Origin of the sequence: Tahibacter harae, from assembly GCF_024437735.1 — a bacterium.
Taxonomy (GTDB): domain Bacteria; phylum Pseudomonadota; class Gammaproteobacteria; order Xanthomonadales; family Rhodanobacteraceae; genus Tahibacter; species Tahibacter harae.
In genome coordinates, this window is the sequence record NZ_JANFQO010000003.1 from 248,163 (window position 1) to 263,228 (window position 15,066).

Below are 15,066 nucleotides of genomic sequence, written 5' to 3' on the forward strand. Positions count from 1 at the left end.
GGGTTCAAGCCAGCAGCTTGCGCACCTTGTCCAGCGCGCGCACGAAGGCGTCGACTTCCTCGCGGGTGTTGTAGAACGCGAGCGAGGCGCGCGCCGTCGCCGGCACGCCGAAGAACTGCATCAGCGGATGGGCGCAATGGTGGCCGGAGCGCACCGCCACGCCTTCGTGATCGAGCAGCGTGGCCAGGTCATGCGCGTGCACGCCTTCGACCAGGAAGGACAGCACCGCCGCCTTGTGCGCGGCGCGGCCGAACAGGCGCAGGCCGGGCACGCCGAGCAGCGCATCCGTCGCATAGGCCAGCAGCTCGCTTTCATAGGCCTGGATGCGTTCCAGGCCTATGCCTTCGATGTAGTCCACCGCCGCGCCCAGGCCGATGAAACCGGCGATGTTGGGCGTGCCGGCCTCGAACTTGTGCGGCGGATCGGCGAATACGGTGCCGTCGAAGCTGACCGTGCGGATCATCTCGCCGCCGCCGAAGAACGGCGGCATGGCCTGCAGGTGTTCGCGCCTGGCCCACAGCGCGCCGGTGCCGGTGGGGCCGAACAGCTTGTGCCCGGTCATGGCGTAGAAATCGCAGCCTATGGCCTGCAGATCCACGCGCTGGTGCGGACAGGCCTGGGAACCGTCGACCAGCAGCGGCACGCCGCGGCTGCGGCACAGCCTGGCGATCTGCGCCACCGGATTGACCGTGCCGATCACGTTGGACACATGCGCCACCGCGGCCAGCTTCACCGCCGGCGTCAGCATGGCCTCGAAACGGTCCAGCATCAGCTCGCCTTCGGGCGTGATCGGCGCGGCCTTGACCGTAGCACCGGTGCGCGCGGCGACCAGCTGCCAGGGCACGATGTTGGCGTGGTGCTCCATCTGCGTGACCAGGATCTCGTCGCCAGGCTGCAGGCGCGGCAGCGCATAGCTGTAGGCGACGAGGTTGATGGCCTGGGTGGTGCCGCTGGTGAACACCAGCTGGTCGCGGCTGCCGGCGTTGAGGAAGCGCGCCAGCTTGTCGCGCGCGCCTTCGTAGGCGGCGGTGGCCTGTTCGCCCAGGCTGTGCACCGCGCGCGCCACGTTCGCCGTGTAGTCGCGGTAATAGCCCTCGACCGCGTCTATCACCACCTGCGGCTTTTGCGCGGTGTTGGCATTGTCGAAATACACCAGCGGCTTGCCGTGCACCTGCCGCTTGAGCACCGGGAAATCCCGGCGCCAGAGTTCGGGATCGAATGCGCCGCTCATGCGCCCACTCCGGCCAGGCGCTGCGCCAGCAGCGCGTCGATCTGTTCGCGCAGCGCCGTGTCGGCCAGGTCGTCCAGCACGATGCGGCAGAACGCCTCCGTCAGCTGCCGGCGCGCCTGCGCCTCGGGCACGCCGCGGGAGCGCAGGTAGAACAGCGCGGCGGGATCGAGCTGGCCTACTGTGGCGCCGTGGCTGGCCTTGACCTCGTCGGCGTGGATTTCCAGCACTGGCTGGGTGTCGATCTCCGCATGCGGCGACAGCAGCAGGTTTTTGTTCGACAGCTGCGCCGAAGTGCCATCGGCGCCGGCGCGGATCAGGATGCCGCCGTGGAACACCGCGCGGCCGCGGCCAGCGCCCAGGCCGCGCCAGGTCAGCTCGCAGGCGGTGTCGCGCGCGGCATGATCCACGCCCAGGCGCGTATCCAGATGACGCCTGCCGTCGGCCAGCAGCACGCCGTTGCTGCGCAGGCGCGCGCCGCTGCCCTGCAGCGAGACGTTGAGTTCGTGCCGCGACAGCACGGCGCCGAGTTCCAGATCGGTGCGGCCGTAGTCGGCCTCGCCGGCCAGCACTGCATCGGTGCGGGCCAACAGCACCGCGTCGGCATCCTCGGCCTGCACGCGCAGGTGTTCCAGGCGCGCGCCGCGGCGCAGGTGCACATGGACCAGGCTGTTGCACAGGTTGGCCTGGGCCGTTGCGGCGAACTGGTATTCGCGCAAATCCAGGCTGGCACCCTCGCCCACTTCGACCAGATGGCGCAGATGCAGCGCCCGGTCGCCTTCGGCCGCTGCACCGAGCATCACCAGGGCGACCGGCTGCGCGCACTGCACGCCGGCGGGGACGCGCAGCAGCAGGCCGTCCAGCGCAAACGCGGCATTGAGACGGGCGAAGGTCTCGTCGGCGGCGTTGAAACGGCGCGCCAGGAATTCAAGCTCGCGCGGATCGCGCGCGGGATCGGCCAATGCCTGCGACAGCGGCTCGAAGCGGACCTCCGCGGGCAGGCCGTGCAGTTGCGACAGCGCCGGCGCGAAGGTACCGTTGACGAAGACCAGGCGCGGAACGCGCTGCGCGGAAAGCTGGCGCAGGGTCTGCAACCAGGCGGGCATCTCGTCCGCGCCGGCCGGCGCGGTGTCGGCTATTTGCCGGGCGAGGCCCGCGACCAGCGACTCGTCCGCCGCCGCCAGCGGCGAAAACGTGCGCCGTTCCAGCGCCCGCAGCGAGGTATGCCGCCAGCGCTCCGCGCGCGCGCCGGGCAGGCCGTCGCCCAGCGCCGCGGCCAAGCTGGCGCGACGCACCTCGCCCAGTTGCGCAGCCTGCACGGCGGCGGGCGGCAGTCCGGCAAATCCCTGTTCCAGGCTTTGCAGCAGCGGCGCGCTCATACGGCGGAACGCTCCGGCACGCGGCGCTCGTCCAGCCAGGCGTAGCCGTGCTCTTCCAGCTTGTGCGCCAGGCTCTTGTCGCCGCTTTCCACGATGCGGCCTTCCGCCAGCACGTGGACGAAGTCCGGCACGATGTAGTCGAGCAGGCGCTGGTAATGGGTGATGACGATGAAGGCGCGGTCCGGGCTGCGCATATGGTTGACGCCCTCGGCGACCATCTTCAGCGCGTCGATGTCCAGGCCCGAGTCGGTCTCGTCCAGGATGGCCAGGCGCGGTTCCAGCAGGGCCATCTGGAAGATCTCGTTGCGCTTCTTCTCGCCGCCCGAAAAGCCCGAGTTCACCGCGCGGTGCAGCAGTTCGTCGGAGATATGCAGCACGCGCAGCTTTTCCCGCACCAGCTTGAGGAACTGCATCGAATCCAGTTCCGCCTGGCCGCGGTATTTGCGCTGGGCATTCAGCGCAGCCTTGAGGAAATAGGTGTTGTTCACGCCGGGGATTTCCACCGGATACTGGAAGGCCAGGAACAGGCCCTCGGCGGCGCGCTCCTCCGGCTCCAGCTGCAGCAGGTCCTTGTCGCCGAAGTCGACCGTGCCGGCGGTGATCTCATAGCCTTCGCGGCCGGCCAGCACATTGCCCAGGGTGGACTTGCCGGCGCCGTTGGGCCCCATGATGGCGTGCACTTCGCCGGGCTTCACGTCCAGGCTCAGGCCCTTGAGGATTTCCTTGCCCGCGACGCGGACGTGGAGGTTTTCGATCTTCAGCATGGTCTTTTCCGTGGCAGCGGGCCCAGGCCCGCGACATGTATTGCAAAGGGCGGCAGCAACCCGGCGTACGCGCCCGGTGCCGCGACGCAGCGGCGTGCTCAGCCCACCGCGCCTTCCAGCGACACTTCCAGCAGTTTCTTGGCCTCCACCGCGAACTCCATCGGCAGTTCCTTGAACACCTGCTTGCAGAAGCCGTCGACGATCATCGACACCGCGTCTTCCTCGCCCAGGCCGCGCGAGCGGCAGTAGAACAGCTGGTCATCGGAAATCTTGGAGGTGGTGGCCTCGTGCTCGACGATCGCGCTGGGGTGCTTGACCTCGATGTAGGGGAAGGTGTGTGCGCCGCATTTCTTGCCGATCAGCAGCGAATCGCACTGGGTGTAGTTGCGCGCGCCTTCGGCACCCTTTTCCACTTTCACCAGGCCGCGGTAGGTATTCTGGCCGCGGCCGGCGCTGATGCCCTTGCTGATGATCTTGGACTTGGTGTTGCGGCCCAGGTGGATCATCTTGGTGCCGGTGTCGGCCTGCTGCGCGTGGTGGGTCAGCGCGACGGAATAGAACTCGCCGCTGGAATCGTCGCCGCGCAGCACGCAGCTGGGATATTTCCAGGTAATGGCCGAGCCGGTCTCGACCTGGGTCCAGGAGATCTTGGAACGCGCACCGCGGCAGTCGCCGCGCTTGGTGACGAAGTTGTAGATGCCGCCGATGCCGTTCTCGTCGCCGGGATACCAGTTCTGCACCGTCGAATACTTGATCTGCGCGTCGTCCAGCGCGACCAGCTCCACCACGGCGGCATGCAGCTGGTTCTCGTCGCGCTGCGGCGCGGTGCAGCCTTCGAGATAACTGACGTAGCTGCCTTCCTCGGCCACGATCAGGGTGCGCTCGAACTGGCCGGTATTCATGGCGTTGATGCGGAAATACGTGCTCAGCTCCATCGGGCAGCGCACGCCCTTGGGAATGAAGACGAAGGAGCCGTCGGAGAACACCGCGCAGTTGAGCGCGGCGAAATAGTTGTCCGCCACCGGCACCACCGAGCCCAGGTACTTGCGCACCAGCTCGGGATGTTCCTGGATGGCCTCGGACATGGAACAGAAGATCACGCCGGCGGCGGCCAGTTCCTTGCGGAAGGTGGTGCCGACCGAAACCGAATCGAACACCGCATCCACCGCCACGCCGGCCAGCTTGGCACGCTCGTGCAGCGGCACGCCGAGCTTGTCGTAGGTTTCCAGCAGCTTGGGATCGACTTCGTCCAGCGACTTGGGCCTGGCCTTGGGCGCGGCGTAGTAGCTGATGGACTGGAAATCGATGGGACCTATCTTGAGCTTGGCCCATTCCGGCACCGGCATGGTCAGCCAGTGGCGGTAGGCTTCGAGGCGCCAGTCGGTCATCCACTGCGGCTCGTGCTTCTTGGCCGAGAGCTGGCGGATCACGTCCTCGGACAGGCCGGGCGGCAGGTATTCGGTTTCGATGTCGGTCACGAAGCCGGCTTCGTAGCGCCGGTTCAGTGCCTCTTCGATGTCATTGCGTTCGGTGGCCATGGGGCTGCCTAGTCAACTGTTCATGCCAGGGCGACGCGCAGCGGCGTCGGTACGGGCCGCTTGGGCCCCGGCGGTTTGGTCATGTCGGCCAGGGTCACGCTGGCCAGGGCCTCGGCGATCGCCTGGTTGATGCGCTGCCAGTTGCCGCGCACGCCGCAGTGATGCTCGTGCCCGCACAGGCCGCTGGTGACGCTGCATTCGGTCATGCCTATGGGCCCTTCCATGGCGACGACGATCTCGGCGACGGAGATGAGTTCGGGACTGCGCGCGATGCGGTAGCCGCCGTTGACGCCGCGGAAGGATTCGACCAGCCCCGCGTGCACCAGCTGCTTGAGCAGCTTGGAGACCGTAGGGATCTCCAGCCGCGCCCGCTCCGCCAGCACCTGGGCGCTGAGCACGTCGCTGCCGGCTTCGGCCAGGACGGTCATGACTACAGTGGCGTAATCGGTGAGCTTGCTGACGCGAAGCATGGGAAAGGCCGGGCAAAAGCGTACCGAAATGGTACGGTTTTGCACTGCGGCAGGTCAATTCGACACCGCAGCGGCGCGGCGCGGACGAAAAAAGCCCGGCCGTCAGGCCGGGCTCCACCACGATCTCCGGCCTGTGCGCGGGCCGGAATCGAGTTCTTGCCTGGCTGGGCCAGGCGCCGCCGGCTCAGGTGCCGGCCGGGCGATAGGTGAACCAGGTCAGGAAAATCAGCCCGTTGCCATCGCTGTCGAGCATGAAGCCCTCGCCGTCACGGGTCGGTCCGCCGTACCAGGTGCCGGACAGCCAACTCGTGTTCGGCGCCGCCGCCATGCCGGTGCGCTGGCATTCGGCCACCAGCGGGTTGTTGATGATGCGTTCCAGGCGATAGCCGCCGTTGCCGAAGTTGGCCGTGTTCTCGCCGGTGGAATTCCAGCTGAGCTGGGCCTCGGTACAGCTGGTGAAGGTCAGGCGCAGGCTGCCCCAGCGCGGCTTGCGGATCTGGCCGGGATCGAAGGCCGGGCCGAACGCGGCGCCCAGGGCGGTATGCGCTTCCAGCTCGGCGCTGTTGCCGTTGAGGCGGCCGACCGCGGTCAGCCAGTACTGCGAGCCGATGCGGTCGCCGTTCGGCACCGGGGTTTCGGTGCGGACCGGTATGACGGCGGCATAGGTGGGCCCGGCCAAGCCGCCGGAGCCGGCCCCGACCAGGATGCCGCGGTCAGCGCCGCTTTCCGGATCCAGCTTGAGCACGCCGGCGCGGCTGGCCACCAGCAGGCTGCCGTCCACGCCCCAGGCCAATCCGGTGGGCCGGTTCAGGCCGGTGCGTATGACCTTGTCGAAGGCGCCGGTGGGGAAGTTGAAACGCAGCACCTGGCCGGAGCCTTCGCCGGTCACATAGATCTTCTCGCTGTCGGGCGAGACCAGCAGGCCGCGGGTATTGCGCAGACCGTTGGCGCCGACGCCGATATAGGGCACCACCTCCCCGCTGCCGGGAATGTAGACGCCGACGTTGTTGCTGTCGTAGCCGGGGATGTAGATCAGGCCGTCGGGGCCGGTCATCAGGCCGTTGTCCGGCCCGGCCACACCGCGCAGCGCGATATCGCCCTTGGCCTCGCCGGTGGAGATGGCGTAGCGTCGCAGCACGTTGCGCTTGTAGCTGGAGAAATAGACCTCGTCGCGCCCCAGGCCGAAAGCGATGCCGGTCACGTTCCAGCCGGGTGGCAGGACGGCGAAGGTGTCGATGTAGTCCAGGGTTTCCGCGTTGTAGCGCAGGATCCTGTCCATGCCCTCGCTGACCACCCAGAGCCGGCCGTCCGGCCCGATCTTGGCCGCCTGCGGGCCCAGCAGGCGCCTGTCGGCGTCCAGGATGCGCAGGAAGGTGCCGCTGCAGGCATCATAGACATGTACGTTGCTTTCGTAGCCGCTGACCAACAGGCGCGAATCGCACTCCTGCGCCTGGGCGCCGAACACGGAGAAGAACAGTAGTGATACCAGGACCGCCCAGCGCACCCGCCAACCGCATTTGCCGCTCATGGGGAAACTCCTTGCGTCTACATGGGTGCGCAGCCTCGGCGGCAAGGCCACGGCTGCGCCTGCGCAAGTCCTTCGCCGTGTCTGCGCAAAATCCCGGTCCTTGCACATCAGTCACTTGCGCATGAACAGCGCCAGCTCACCCGGGGCCGGCACCCGCCAGGCCGCACGTTTCCGCCTGGGCGAATGGGTGGTCGATGCGGCCGGCCACGAGCTGCTGGGCGCGGCCGGGCGGGTACGCCTGCAACCGCGCCAGATGCAGCTGCTGCTGCGCCTGGCGCGCGAGCCCGGCACCGTGCTGCGGCGCGAGCAGCTGCTGGAGGAAGTCTGGGAAGGCCGCTACGTCAACGACGAGGCGCTGTCGCGCGCCATCGCCGAGCTGCGCCAGCTGCTGGGCGACGACCCGCGCGCAGCGCGCTATATCGAGACCGTGCCCAAGCTGGGCTATCGCCTGATCGCGGCGCCGCAGCGGGAGGAAGCCGCGCCGCCGGCCGCGGCGGCGCCCACTCTGCCGACAGCAGCCGCGGGCGCCGAGGCGCACGCGACCACCGACACCGCTGCCGGCACAGCCGCCGCCGCAACCACGCCGGCCGGCCGCGCCCTGTCCGTCCCGCTGGACGCCAGCGGCCTGCCGCGGCCCGACCCGCGCCAGCAGCGGCGCACCTTCGCCAGCAGCGTGATCGTCGGCATCGCGGTGGTCGCCCTGGTCGCCCTGCTCGCCCTGACCCTGCCCCAGCCGCCCGGCGCGCAGCAGCACGCGGCCGAACTGCGCGGCCGGGTCGACCGCGCCCGGCCGTTCTCGACCGAGCCGGGCTTCGACCAGAGCGCGCGCTTCTCCCGCGACGGCCGCTGGGTGGCCTGGTCGGTGTCCGATGCGGAGCACAACGCGGCGCATATCTGGATCGCCTCGCGCGATGGCCAGTCACGCCGTGCGCTCAGCGAAGGCACGGACTGGGACATGGCGCCGGTCTTCGTCGATGGCGACACGGCCGTGGTGTTCGCGCGCTACCAGGCCAATGCCTGCGAGCTGCGCGAGCAGAAGCTGATCGATCGCCAGTCGCGCCGCATCGGCGGCTGCGCGCCGCCGCCGGCGACCAGCCGCATCGACGCCTCGCCGGACGGCCGCCAGATCGTGTTCGCCCAGGCACTGGAAAACGGCCGCAGCGGCCTGGCCAGCCTGGACCGCCGCAGCGGCGTGGTCAGCATGCTGACCGACCCGGGCGAACAGGCCCTGGCCGACCACAACCCGCGCTTCTCGGGCGACGGCAGTCAGCTGGTCTTTACCCGCGGCCAGCACAGCCATCAGCGCCTGTGGCTGCTACCGCTGGCGGAACCGGCGCGGGCGCGCCTGCTGGTGGACAGCGGCGGCCTGCTCTACGGCGCGGCCTGGCTGCCTGGCGACACCGGCGTGATCCTGGCCGGCGACCTGTTCGGCTACCGCGCCCTGTACCGCGCCGACGCGGCCACCGGCGCGCTGGAATTCCTCGGCGCGCGCGGCGCGCGCTATCCCGATGTCGCCGCCGATGGCGGCCTGCTGTTCGAGATCGCCGACTACCAGGCCAATATCTGGCGCGCCGACCTGCGCGACGCCGGGGCCAAGCCCGTCGCCATCACCCAGTCCCAGCGCTACAACAACCAGCCCGCGTTCTCGCCGGACGGCCGCTATCTCGCCTTCGGCTCCAACCGCGACGGGCTGGAATCGCTGTACCTGGCCAGTCCCGACGGCAGCGGCGTGGAGCGGCTGGCGCTGGACCCGGCCCAGCGCTGGGTGCGGCCGAGCTGGGATCCGGACAGCCGCCATCTGCTGGTCACCGCCATCCTCAACCAGAGCACGGCGACCGAATGCCTGCCCTATGCCTGCGGCAGCGAAAACAGTGCGCTGTACCGCTACGATCTGGCCGCGCGCCAGGCCACGCCGATCAGCGGTCTGGGCGAGGACGCGCGCTACGGCCAGTACAGCGCCGACGGCCGCCACATTTACTTCCTGCGTCCGCGCGACGGACGCAACCAGCTCTGGCGCGCCGGCGCCGACGGCAGCGCGCCGCGCCTGCTGCTGGATGCCAATGTGGAAAACTTCACACTTGACCGGCAGTACCTGGTCGTCGATGTCGCCAACGAAAGCGGCCTGCGCGTCTGCGGCCTGGAGGCCGACAACTGCCGCGTGATCCTCAACCAGCCGCTGGCCGGTGTCGGCATCGCACCGGAGAACACCTACACCGCGCTGCACGAGGGCCGTCTGGCCTTCGTCGTCCAGGGCACCGACGGCAAGCGCCGCCTGTACAACTACGACCTCGACAACGATCACAGCGACACCTTGCTCGACGACGCGCCGACCACCGTCGCCCCGGCCCTGGCCTTCAGCCCGGACGGCCGCTGGCTGGCGTATTCGCGCAATGACCGCGTCGCCATCGACCTCTATCTGGGCGAAGCCCGTTCCCTGACCGACGGCGCCGCCGCGCGCTGATACCGCCATGAACACACCGACTTCCCGCGCCGCCGCGCTGCACGCCTTCGTCAGCGCCCAGGGCGCCGATCCCGCCAGCCTGCGCCCGGCCTCGGCCGACGCCAGCTTCCGCAGCTACTGGCGCGTGCAGCGCGGCGCCGACAGCCTGGTGGTGATGGATTCGCCGCAGGATCCGGTGCAACCCTGGCTGGACATGGGCGCGCGCCTGGCGGCGGCTGGCCTGCATGTGCCGGCGGTCCACGCCGCCGATGTCGCCCAGGGCCTGCTGCTGCTGGAAGACCTGGGCGTGCGCACCTATCTGCCGGAACTGGATTCCGACAGCGCCGACGCGCTCTACGGCGGCGCGCTGGACGCCCTGTTCACGATGCAGACCCAGGTGCGCGGCGACGACCTGAAACGCTACGACGAAGCCTTCCTGGTGATGGAGCTGGAATACATGCCGGAATGGCTGCTGCGCCGGCACCTGGGCCGCACGCTCGCCTGCGATGAGCTGGATGTGCTGGAACTGGCTTTCCGCCGCATCGTGGATACGGTGACGGCGCAGCCGCACTGTTTCATGCACCGCGACTTCCACAGCCGCAACCTGATGATCACGGCACAGCGCCCGCCCGGCATCATCGACTTCCAGGGCGCGCTGTACGGGCCCGTCACCTATGACCTGGTCTCGCTGCTGCGCGACTGCTACATCGAATGGCCGGCCTCGCGCGTGACCGCCTGGGCCGAGGACTACCGCCGCCGCCTGGCCGCGGCCGGGCTGATCCAGGCCGATGCGGCGCAGTTCCGGCGCTGGTTCGATTTCACCGGCCTGCAGCGCCATATCAAGGTGCTGGGCCTGTTCTGCCGCCTGTGCTACCGCGACGGCAAGCCGCAATACCTCTACGACCTGCCGCTGGTGCTGCGCTACGCCCTGGACGTGGCCGAGGCCTACACGGAACTGGCCGACTTCGCCGCCCTGCTGCGCCGGCTCACCCGCGATGCGGACCTGCGCAACCCGCGCGGCGAGCTGCCCGCATGAAGGCGCTGATCTTCGCCGCCGGCAAGGGCACGCGCATGCAGCCGCTGACCGCGCACACGCCCAAGCCGCTGCTGAGCGCCGGCGGGCGGCGCCTGATCGACTGGCAGCTGCAGCGCCTGGCCGCAGCCGGCGTGGACGAAGTCGTCATCAATACGTCCTGGCTGGCCGAGCAGTTCCCCGCCGTACTGGGCGAACGGCGCGGCGGTCTGCGCCTGCATTACAGCGCCGAAGGCACCGAGCCGCTGGAGACCGGCGGCGGCCTGCTGCTGGCACTGCCGCTGCTGGGCGCCGCTCCCTTCCTCGCGGTGAACGGCGACGTCTACTGCGATATGGATTTATCCACATTGAAACTCGACGCCGGCGACCTGGCCGCGCTGGCCCTGGTCGCCAACCCGGCGCACCACCCGCGCGGCGATTTCCACCTGCGCGACGGACGCCTGCTGGACGAATCCATCGCCACCGGCGCGCCGCGGCTGACCTTCGCCGGTATCGGCCTGTACCGCCCGGAACTGCTGCAGGGCTGGCGCAGCATCATCGGCGACGAACCCGGCGCGCGGCAGAATCCGCCCTGCTTCAAGCTCGCCCCGCTGCTCTACGCCGCCGCGCGCGCCGGCCGCGCCGCCGGCCTGCTGCACCGGGGCCGCTGGACCGACGTGGGTACGCCGCAGCGGCTCGCAGAGCTGGATGCGGAGCTGAGCGGCGCGGCCTGAGCGGCACCCGAGCTACACCAACTTCCGCCGCAGGACTCCGCGCCAGAGCGCTGCACCGCTCAGGCTACGCCAGCCAGCCGCCGCCGCAACGGCGCCAGTGCCAGTCCGCGGCGGGCCAGCAGCGCATCCGCGGCCACTTCACCGGATTCGCAACCCCCTTCCATGAAACCCTGGTTGTCCGGCGAGCAGTGCTCGCCCGCAAAGTAAAGGTTTCCACTTGTGGTTGCGATGTGCTCGCGGATCGACGTCCAGTCGCCCGGACCGAAGCAGGCATAGCTGCCCTGGGTCCAGGGATGGCTGGGCCAGTGGAAGCGCGCTTCGCGCGCATTGCCGCGGCTGGCGGCGATGCCGGGGAATACGTGTTCCAGCTGGGCCACGGCCTTATCCGCCTGGTCGCGCGGCGTGCCCTCGCCCAGCGCCACGCCGTGGCGGCCGCCGGTGAAGTTGGTCAGTATGCCGGCGGCGCCGGCCTGGGCGCGGCTGGTTTCCCAGGTGGTCTGCAGGCCCAGGTCGCACATCAGGCTGCCGTTGCCGCGGTGGCGTTCGCGCCAGACGCGCGACGCAAAGCCGATCATCAGTTTTGCATTGGTGCCGTAGCGCAGGCGCTGTATGGCCTGGCGCTGCGGTGCGGGCAGGTCCAGGTCCAGGCGCACCTGGCGCAAGGTGGTGAACGGCAGGGCCAGGATGACGTCGTCGGCCTGCACCGCGAAGCTGGCGCTGCCGCGGCGGAAGGACAGCTGGTAGCGGCCGCCGGCCGAGCGGCCCAGGGCTTCGAGCACGCAGCCGGTCTCGATCGCATCCTGCACTTTTTCGCCCAGGGCCGTGGTGATGCGGTCGTTGCCGCCCTGTACGTGATAGCGCTCGTCGCTCTCGCCGAACAGGCGGAATTTCTGCGTGTCCGGTTCGATGAAGGTAAGCAGGTTCAATGCCGACTGCTCGGCGCATTCCAGGCCCATCTCGGTGGTATAGGCCACGTCCAGCAGCTCGCGCAGCCAGCCGTCCACGCCGTTGCGCTCGAACCACTGCGCCAGCGGCAGGCGGTCCAGCGCCAGGACTTCGGGAGAACTGCCGGCGCCTATGTCGCCGTCGCCGATCACGGCCTGGTCGCGGGCGATGGCCGCGGCCACCGGGGCGAAGGCCTGCAGGATCTCGTGCTCGCTGCGCGGCGCGCCGCCGAAATACCAGCTGTCGGCCACCTGCGGCGATTCGGTGCCGACCAGGTCGTCCAGGATCAGGCCGAGATCGCGCGCCAGCCGGTGCATGCGTTCGTGGCCGCTGTCGATCAGTTCCCCGCCCAGTTCGCAGACCTGGTCGTCGGCGAAATGGCCGCGCAGGCTCAGCATGCGCCCGCCTATGCGGTTCTGCGCCTCGTACAGCTTCACCGGCACCTTGGCCTGACGCAGTTTCCAGGCGGCGGCCAGACCGGCGATGCCGGCGCCGACGATCACCACCGGCGCGCCTTCCGGCCGCGGCGCCACGCGCGCGCAGGCCGACAGGGCCAGGGCGCCGGCGGCAGCCGCGCCCTGCTGCAGGAAGCGGCGCCGCGCGGCCCGCGCGGCATCGGCGCGATGCAGGGTTTCCAGCAGCGGTTCGCCGCTGGCGGCGGAATGGCGGGCGAGAACGTAGGCACGCTGCAGCAGCCGTGCGAGCGGTGTACGGGTCATGGGTGGCCTCCCCTTGGCGGAAGGGTCAATGTATACCAGCGGAGGGCTGGGATTCGAGGTTCGGGATGCGGCAGCGCAGGGCTTTTAGACGGAGGCGGTCCGGCGGTCAGCGCGAACCCAGCGTGATGCGCCGCATGGGGCGGCCGATCAGGTCCAGGAATTCGCCGAACACGGCTTCGGCGCGCTGTTCCATCGCGGCGACTTCGGCCAGGGTGCGGGTGCGGATCGCGGCTTCGTCCTGGCCCAGGCCGGCGCTGCGCAGTTCCTCGCGGTAGGCCGGCGTGGACAGCCAGCGCTCGATCAGCGGCTGATTGGCTTCGAGGTGGAACTGGAAGCCGTAGGCGCCGCGGCCGTAGCGGAAGGCCTGGTTGGGACAGGTGCCGCTGGCGGCGAGGTGCTGCGCCTCGCGCGGAATTTCAAAAGTATAGTTATGCCACTGGAACAGCAGCGCGCCGGCGCCCAGCGGCGCCAGCACCGGATCGGCCTGGCCGGCGTCGGTGGTGTCGACCTGGTACCAGCCGATCTCGGCCTCGCGCTGGCGCCGCACCGGCGCGCCCAGCACATGCGCCAGCAGCTGCGCCCCCAGGCAGATGCCCAGTACCGGCTTGTCCTGTTTCAGCGCGGTCTCGATCGCGCGCAACTCGGTGAGCAGATGGGCGCGGTGGGCGTGGTCTTCCACATTCATGGGGCCGCCCAGCACGATCAGGCCGCGGTAGCGGTCCAGCTGCGGCTGGGCTTCGGGATTGCGCTCGAAGTTGACGAACTTGATGCGATGGCCGCGGCGGCGGATCAGACGATCCAGGCTGCCCAGCGGCTCGGCTGCGACGTGCTGGAAAACGAGAAGTCGGGACATGGTTCAACAACGCGGAAGACCGCGCCACTGTAAACCAGCGGCGCAGCTGCGGGAGCGCATATGTCCAGCGGCTATACCGTTACCTGCATGCCGGGCCGGCTCAGCACCGCGCGGCAGCTGTAGCGGCGCTCCAGTTCCTGCGCCAGCGCAGTGCGCGCCGGATCCTCGCCGTGCACCAGATACACCGGCGCCCGGCCGGCGATATGCCCATACCATTCCAGCAGGCCGGCCTGGTCCGCATGCGCCGACAGCCCGCCCACGGTATGCCGCTGCGCGCGCACCTCGATGGCATCGCCGAACAGCTTGACCCGGCGCGCGCCGTCGACCAGCAGCCGCCCCAGCGTGCCGTGGGCCTGGTAGCCGACGAAGACGACATGGGCGTTGTCGCGGCCCAGGTTGTGGCGCAGGTGATGGCGTATGCGGCCGCCATTGCACATGCCGGAACCGGCGATGATGATGCAGCCGCCGTCGCGCTGGTTGATCTCCTGCGATTCGGCCGCGCTCTCGGTCACGCGCAGGTTTGGCAGGCGCAGCGGGTTGCTGCGCCGCGCCCACAGCGCGCGTGCCTCGGCGTCGAACAGGGCTTCGTGGCGTTCGTAGACGTCGAGCACCTTGCCGGCCATGGGGCTGTCGAGAAAGATGTCGAACTCGCCGATGCGCCAGTCCTCGAAGTGCTCGGCCATCCAGTACAGCAGTTCCTGGCTGCGTCCGACCGCGAACGCGGGGATCACCACGTTGCCGCCGCTGCGCCGCGCGGCGGCGAAGATTCCGCCCAGCTCGGCCATGGTGTCGGCGCGGGCGCGGTGCAGGCGGTCGCCGTAGGTGGATTCCATCAGCACCAGGTCGGCCCGGTCCACCGGCGCCGGGTCGCGCAGGATGGGCGTGCCGCGCGGACCTATGTCGCCGGAGAACACCAGCTTGCGTCCGGCGGCGTTCCAGATTTCCACCGCGGCCGAACCCAGGATATGTCCGGCGTCGCGCAGGCGCAGATGCAGGCCCGGGAAAATTTCCACTTCTTCGTCGTATGGCAGCGGCCGCAGGCGCTGCAGCGCAGCCTCGGCATCGCCGCGGGTGTACAGGGGCTGCAGCGGCGCCAGACCCTGCGAGGCGCGGCGGCGGTTCTCGCGCAGGGTGTCGCTTTCGGCGATGGAGGCCGAATCCAGCAGCATGATGCGGCTGAGTTCGGCAGTCGCCGCCTGAGCGTAGATGGGTCCGCGGAAGCCGCGGCTGACCAGCAGCGGCACGCGGCCCACGTGGTCGATATGGGCATGGCTGAGCACCAGTGCGTCCAGCGCTGCCGGATCGAACGGGAAGGGATCGGCGTTGCGCTGCTCGGTTTCCTCGTCGCCCTGGATCATGCCGCAGTCGAGCAGGATGCGGCGGCCGTCGGCCTCCAGCAGATGGGAGGAGCCGGTGACCTCGCCGTTGGCGCCGCAGAACTGGATTCGCATGCCGC

The 15,066-nt window shown here is 69.5% G+C and carries 12 protein-coding genes; 3 read left to right on the forward strand and 9 right to left on the reverse strand.

Annotated elements, in window-relative coordinates; genetic code table 11:
- Positions 1–4: 4 nt before the first annotated feature.
- The 6 genes from NM961_RS04485 to NM961_RS04510 form a co-directional block, all read right to left on the reverse strand.
- Complete coding sequence (locus tag NM961_RS04485) at positions 5–1,231, reverse strand: cysteine desulfurase (RefSeq protein ID WP_255911782.1); 1,227 nt, start codon at positions 1,229–1,231, stop codon at positions 5–7.
- Positions 1,228–2,607: a Fe-S cluster assembly protein SufD gene (sufD, locus tag NM961_RS04490; RefSeq protein WP_255911784.1), complete on the reverse strand. Its 1,380-nt coding sequence runs from the start codon at positions 2,605–2,607 to the stop codon at positions 1,228–1,230. The genes NM961_RS04485 and sufD overlap by 4 nt, the downstream gene beginning before the upstream one ends.
- Positions 2,604–3,371, reverse strand: coding sequence for a Fe-S cluster assembly ATPase SufC (gene sufC, locus NM961_RS04495; protein ID WP_255911786.1), 768 nt, complete (start codon positions 3,369–3,371; stop codon positions 2,604–2,606). Before sufC ends, sufD begins: the two co-directional genes overlap by 4 nt.
- Before the next feature lie 98 nt (positions 3,372–3,469).
- A complete protein-coding gene (sufB, locus tag NM961_RS04500) occupies positions 3,470–4,909 on the reverse strand; it encodes a Fe-S cluster assembly protein SufB (RefSeq protein ID WP_255911787.1) in 1,440 nt (479 codons plus the stop codon).
- A 20-nt stretch (positions 4,910–4,929) separates the two neighbouring features.
- The gene (locus tag NM961_RS04505; RefSeq protein ID WP_255911798.1) at positions 4,930–5,379 is read right to left on the reverse strand and encodes an SUF system Fe-S cluster assembly regulator; all 450 of its coding nucleotides are present in this window, start codon (positions 5,377–5,379) and stop codon (positions 4,930–4,932) included.
- Between the two features lie 184 nt (positions 5,380–5,563).
- Entirely contained in the window at positions 5,564–6,907 is a 1,344-nt protein-coding gene (locus NM961_RS04510) for an NHL repeat-containing protein (protein ID WP_255911800.1), read from the reverse strand.
- 121 nt (positions 6,908–7,028) lie between these two features.
- Between NM961_RS04510 and NM961_RS04515 the strand changes: the two genes are divergently transcribed.
- Genes NM961_RS04515 through NM961_RS04525 form a run of 3 tightly spaced genes read left to right on the forward strand, consistent with a single transcriptional unit; the run spans position 7,029 to position 11,093 of the window.
- A complete protein-coding gene (locus NM961_RS04515; protein WP_255911808.1) occupies positions 7,029–9,368 on the forward strand; it encodes a winged helix-turn-helix domain-containing protein in 2,340 nt (779 codons plus the stop codon).
- Positions 9,369–9,375: 7 nt separating this feature from the next.
- Entirely contained in the window at positions 9,376–10,383 is a 1,008-nt protein-coding gene (locus tag NM961_RS04520) for an aminoglycoside phosphotransferase family protein (RefSeq protein WP_255911819.1), read from the forward strand.
- Positions 10,380–11,093, forward strand: coding sequence for a nucleotidyltransferase family protein (locus NM961_RS04525; RefSeq protein WP_255911821.1), 714 nt, complete (start codon positions 10,380–10,382; stop codon positions 11,091–11,093). The genes NM961_RS04520 and NM961_RS04525 overlap by 4 nt, the downstream gene beginning before the upstream one ends.
- 59 nt (positions 11,094–11,152) lie before the next feature.
- On the opposite strand, the gene NM961_RS04530 is transcribed toward NM961_RS04525, so the two are convergent.
- From NM961_RS04530 to NM961_RS04540, 3 genes are all read right to left on the reverse strand, one after another.
- The gene (locus tag NM961_RS04530; protein ID WP_255911823.1) at positions 11,153–12,757 is read right to left on the reverse strand and encodes a flavin monoamine oxidase family protein; all 1,605 of its coding nucleotides are present in this window, start codon (positions 12,755–12,757) and stop codon (positions 11,153–11,155) included.
- Between the two features lie 106 nt (positions 12,758–12,863).
- The gene (locus tag NM961_RS04535) at positions 12,864–13,610 is read right to left on the reverse strand and encodes a type 1 glutamine amidotransferase (RefSeq protein WP_255911831.1); all 747 of its coding nucleotides are present in this window, start codon (positions 13,608–13,610) and stop codon (positions 12,864–12,866) included.
- 71 nt (positions 13,611–13,681) lie between these two features.
- On the reverse strand, positions 13,682–15,061 hold the full coding sequence (locus tag NM961_RS04540) for an MBL fold metallo-hydrolase RNA specificity domain-containing protein (RefSeq protein WP_255911833.1): 1,380 nt from the start codon (positions 15,059–15,061) through the stop codon (positions 13,682–13,684).
- Positions 15,062–15,066 lie beyond the last annotated feature (5 nt).

Coding starts and splice junctions, on each gene's coding strand:
- NM961_RS04540 (WP_255911833.1), bottom strand. CDS start 15,061: ATGCGAATCCAGTTCTGCGGCGCCAACGGCGAGGTCACCGGCTCCTCC.
- NM961_RS04485 (WP_255911782.1), bottom strand. CDS start 1,231: ATGAGCGGCGCATTCGATCCCGAACTCTGGCGCCGGGATTTCCCGGTG.
- NM961_RS04530 (WP_255911823.1), bottom strand. CDS start 12,757: ATGACCCGTACACCGCTCGCACGGCTGCTGCAGCGTGCCTACGTTCTC.
- NM961_RS04505 (WP_255911798.1), bottom strand. CDS start 5,379: ATGCTTCGCGTCAGCAAGCTCACCGATTACGCCACTGTAGTCATGACC.
- NM961_RS04515 (WP_255911808.1), top strand. CDS start 7,029: ATGAACAGCGCCAGCTCACCCGGGGCCGGCACCCGCCAGGCCGCACGT.
- NM961_RS04535 (WP_255911831.1), bottom strand. CDS start 13,610: ATGTCCCGACTTCTCGTTTTCCAGCACGTCGCAGCCGAGCCGCTGGGC.
- sufD (WP_255911784.1), bottom strand. CDS start 2,607: ATGAGCGCGCCGCTGCTGCAAAGCCTGGAACAGGGATTTGCCGGACTG.
- NM961_RS04510 (WP_255911800.1), bottom strand. CDS start 6,907: ATGAGCGGCAAATGCGGTTGGCGGGTGCGCTGGGCGGTCCTGGTATCA.
- NM961_RS04525 (WP_255911821.1), top strand. CDS start 10,380: ATGAAGGCGCTGATCTTCGCCGCCGGCAAGGGCACGCGCATGCAGCCG.
- sufC (WP_255911786.1), bottom strand. CDS start 3,371: ATGCTGAAGATCGAAAACCTCCACGTCCGCGTCGCGGGCAAGGAAATC.
- sufB (WP_255911787.1), bottom strand. CDS start 4,909: ATGGCCACCGAACGCAATGACATCGAAGAGGCACTGAACCGGCGCTAC.
- NM961_RS04520 (WP_255911819.1), top strand. CDS start 9,376: ATGAACACACCGACTTCCCGCGCCGCCGCGCTGCACGCCTTCGTCAGC.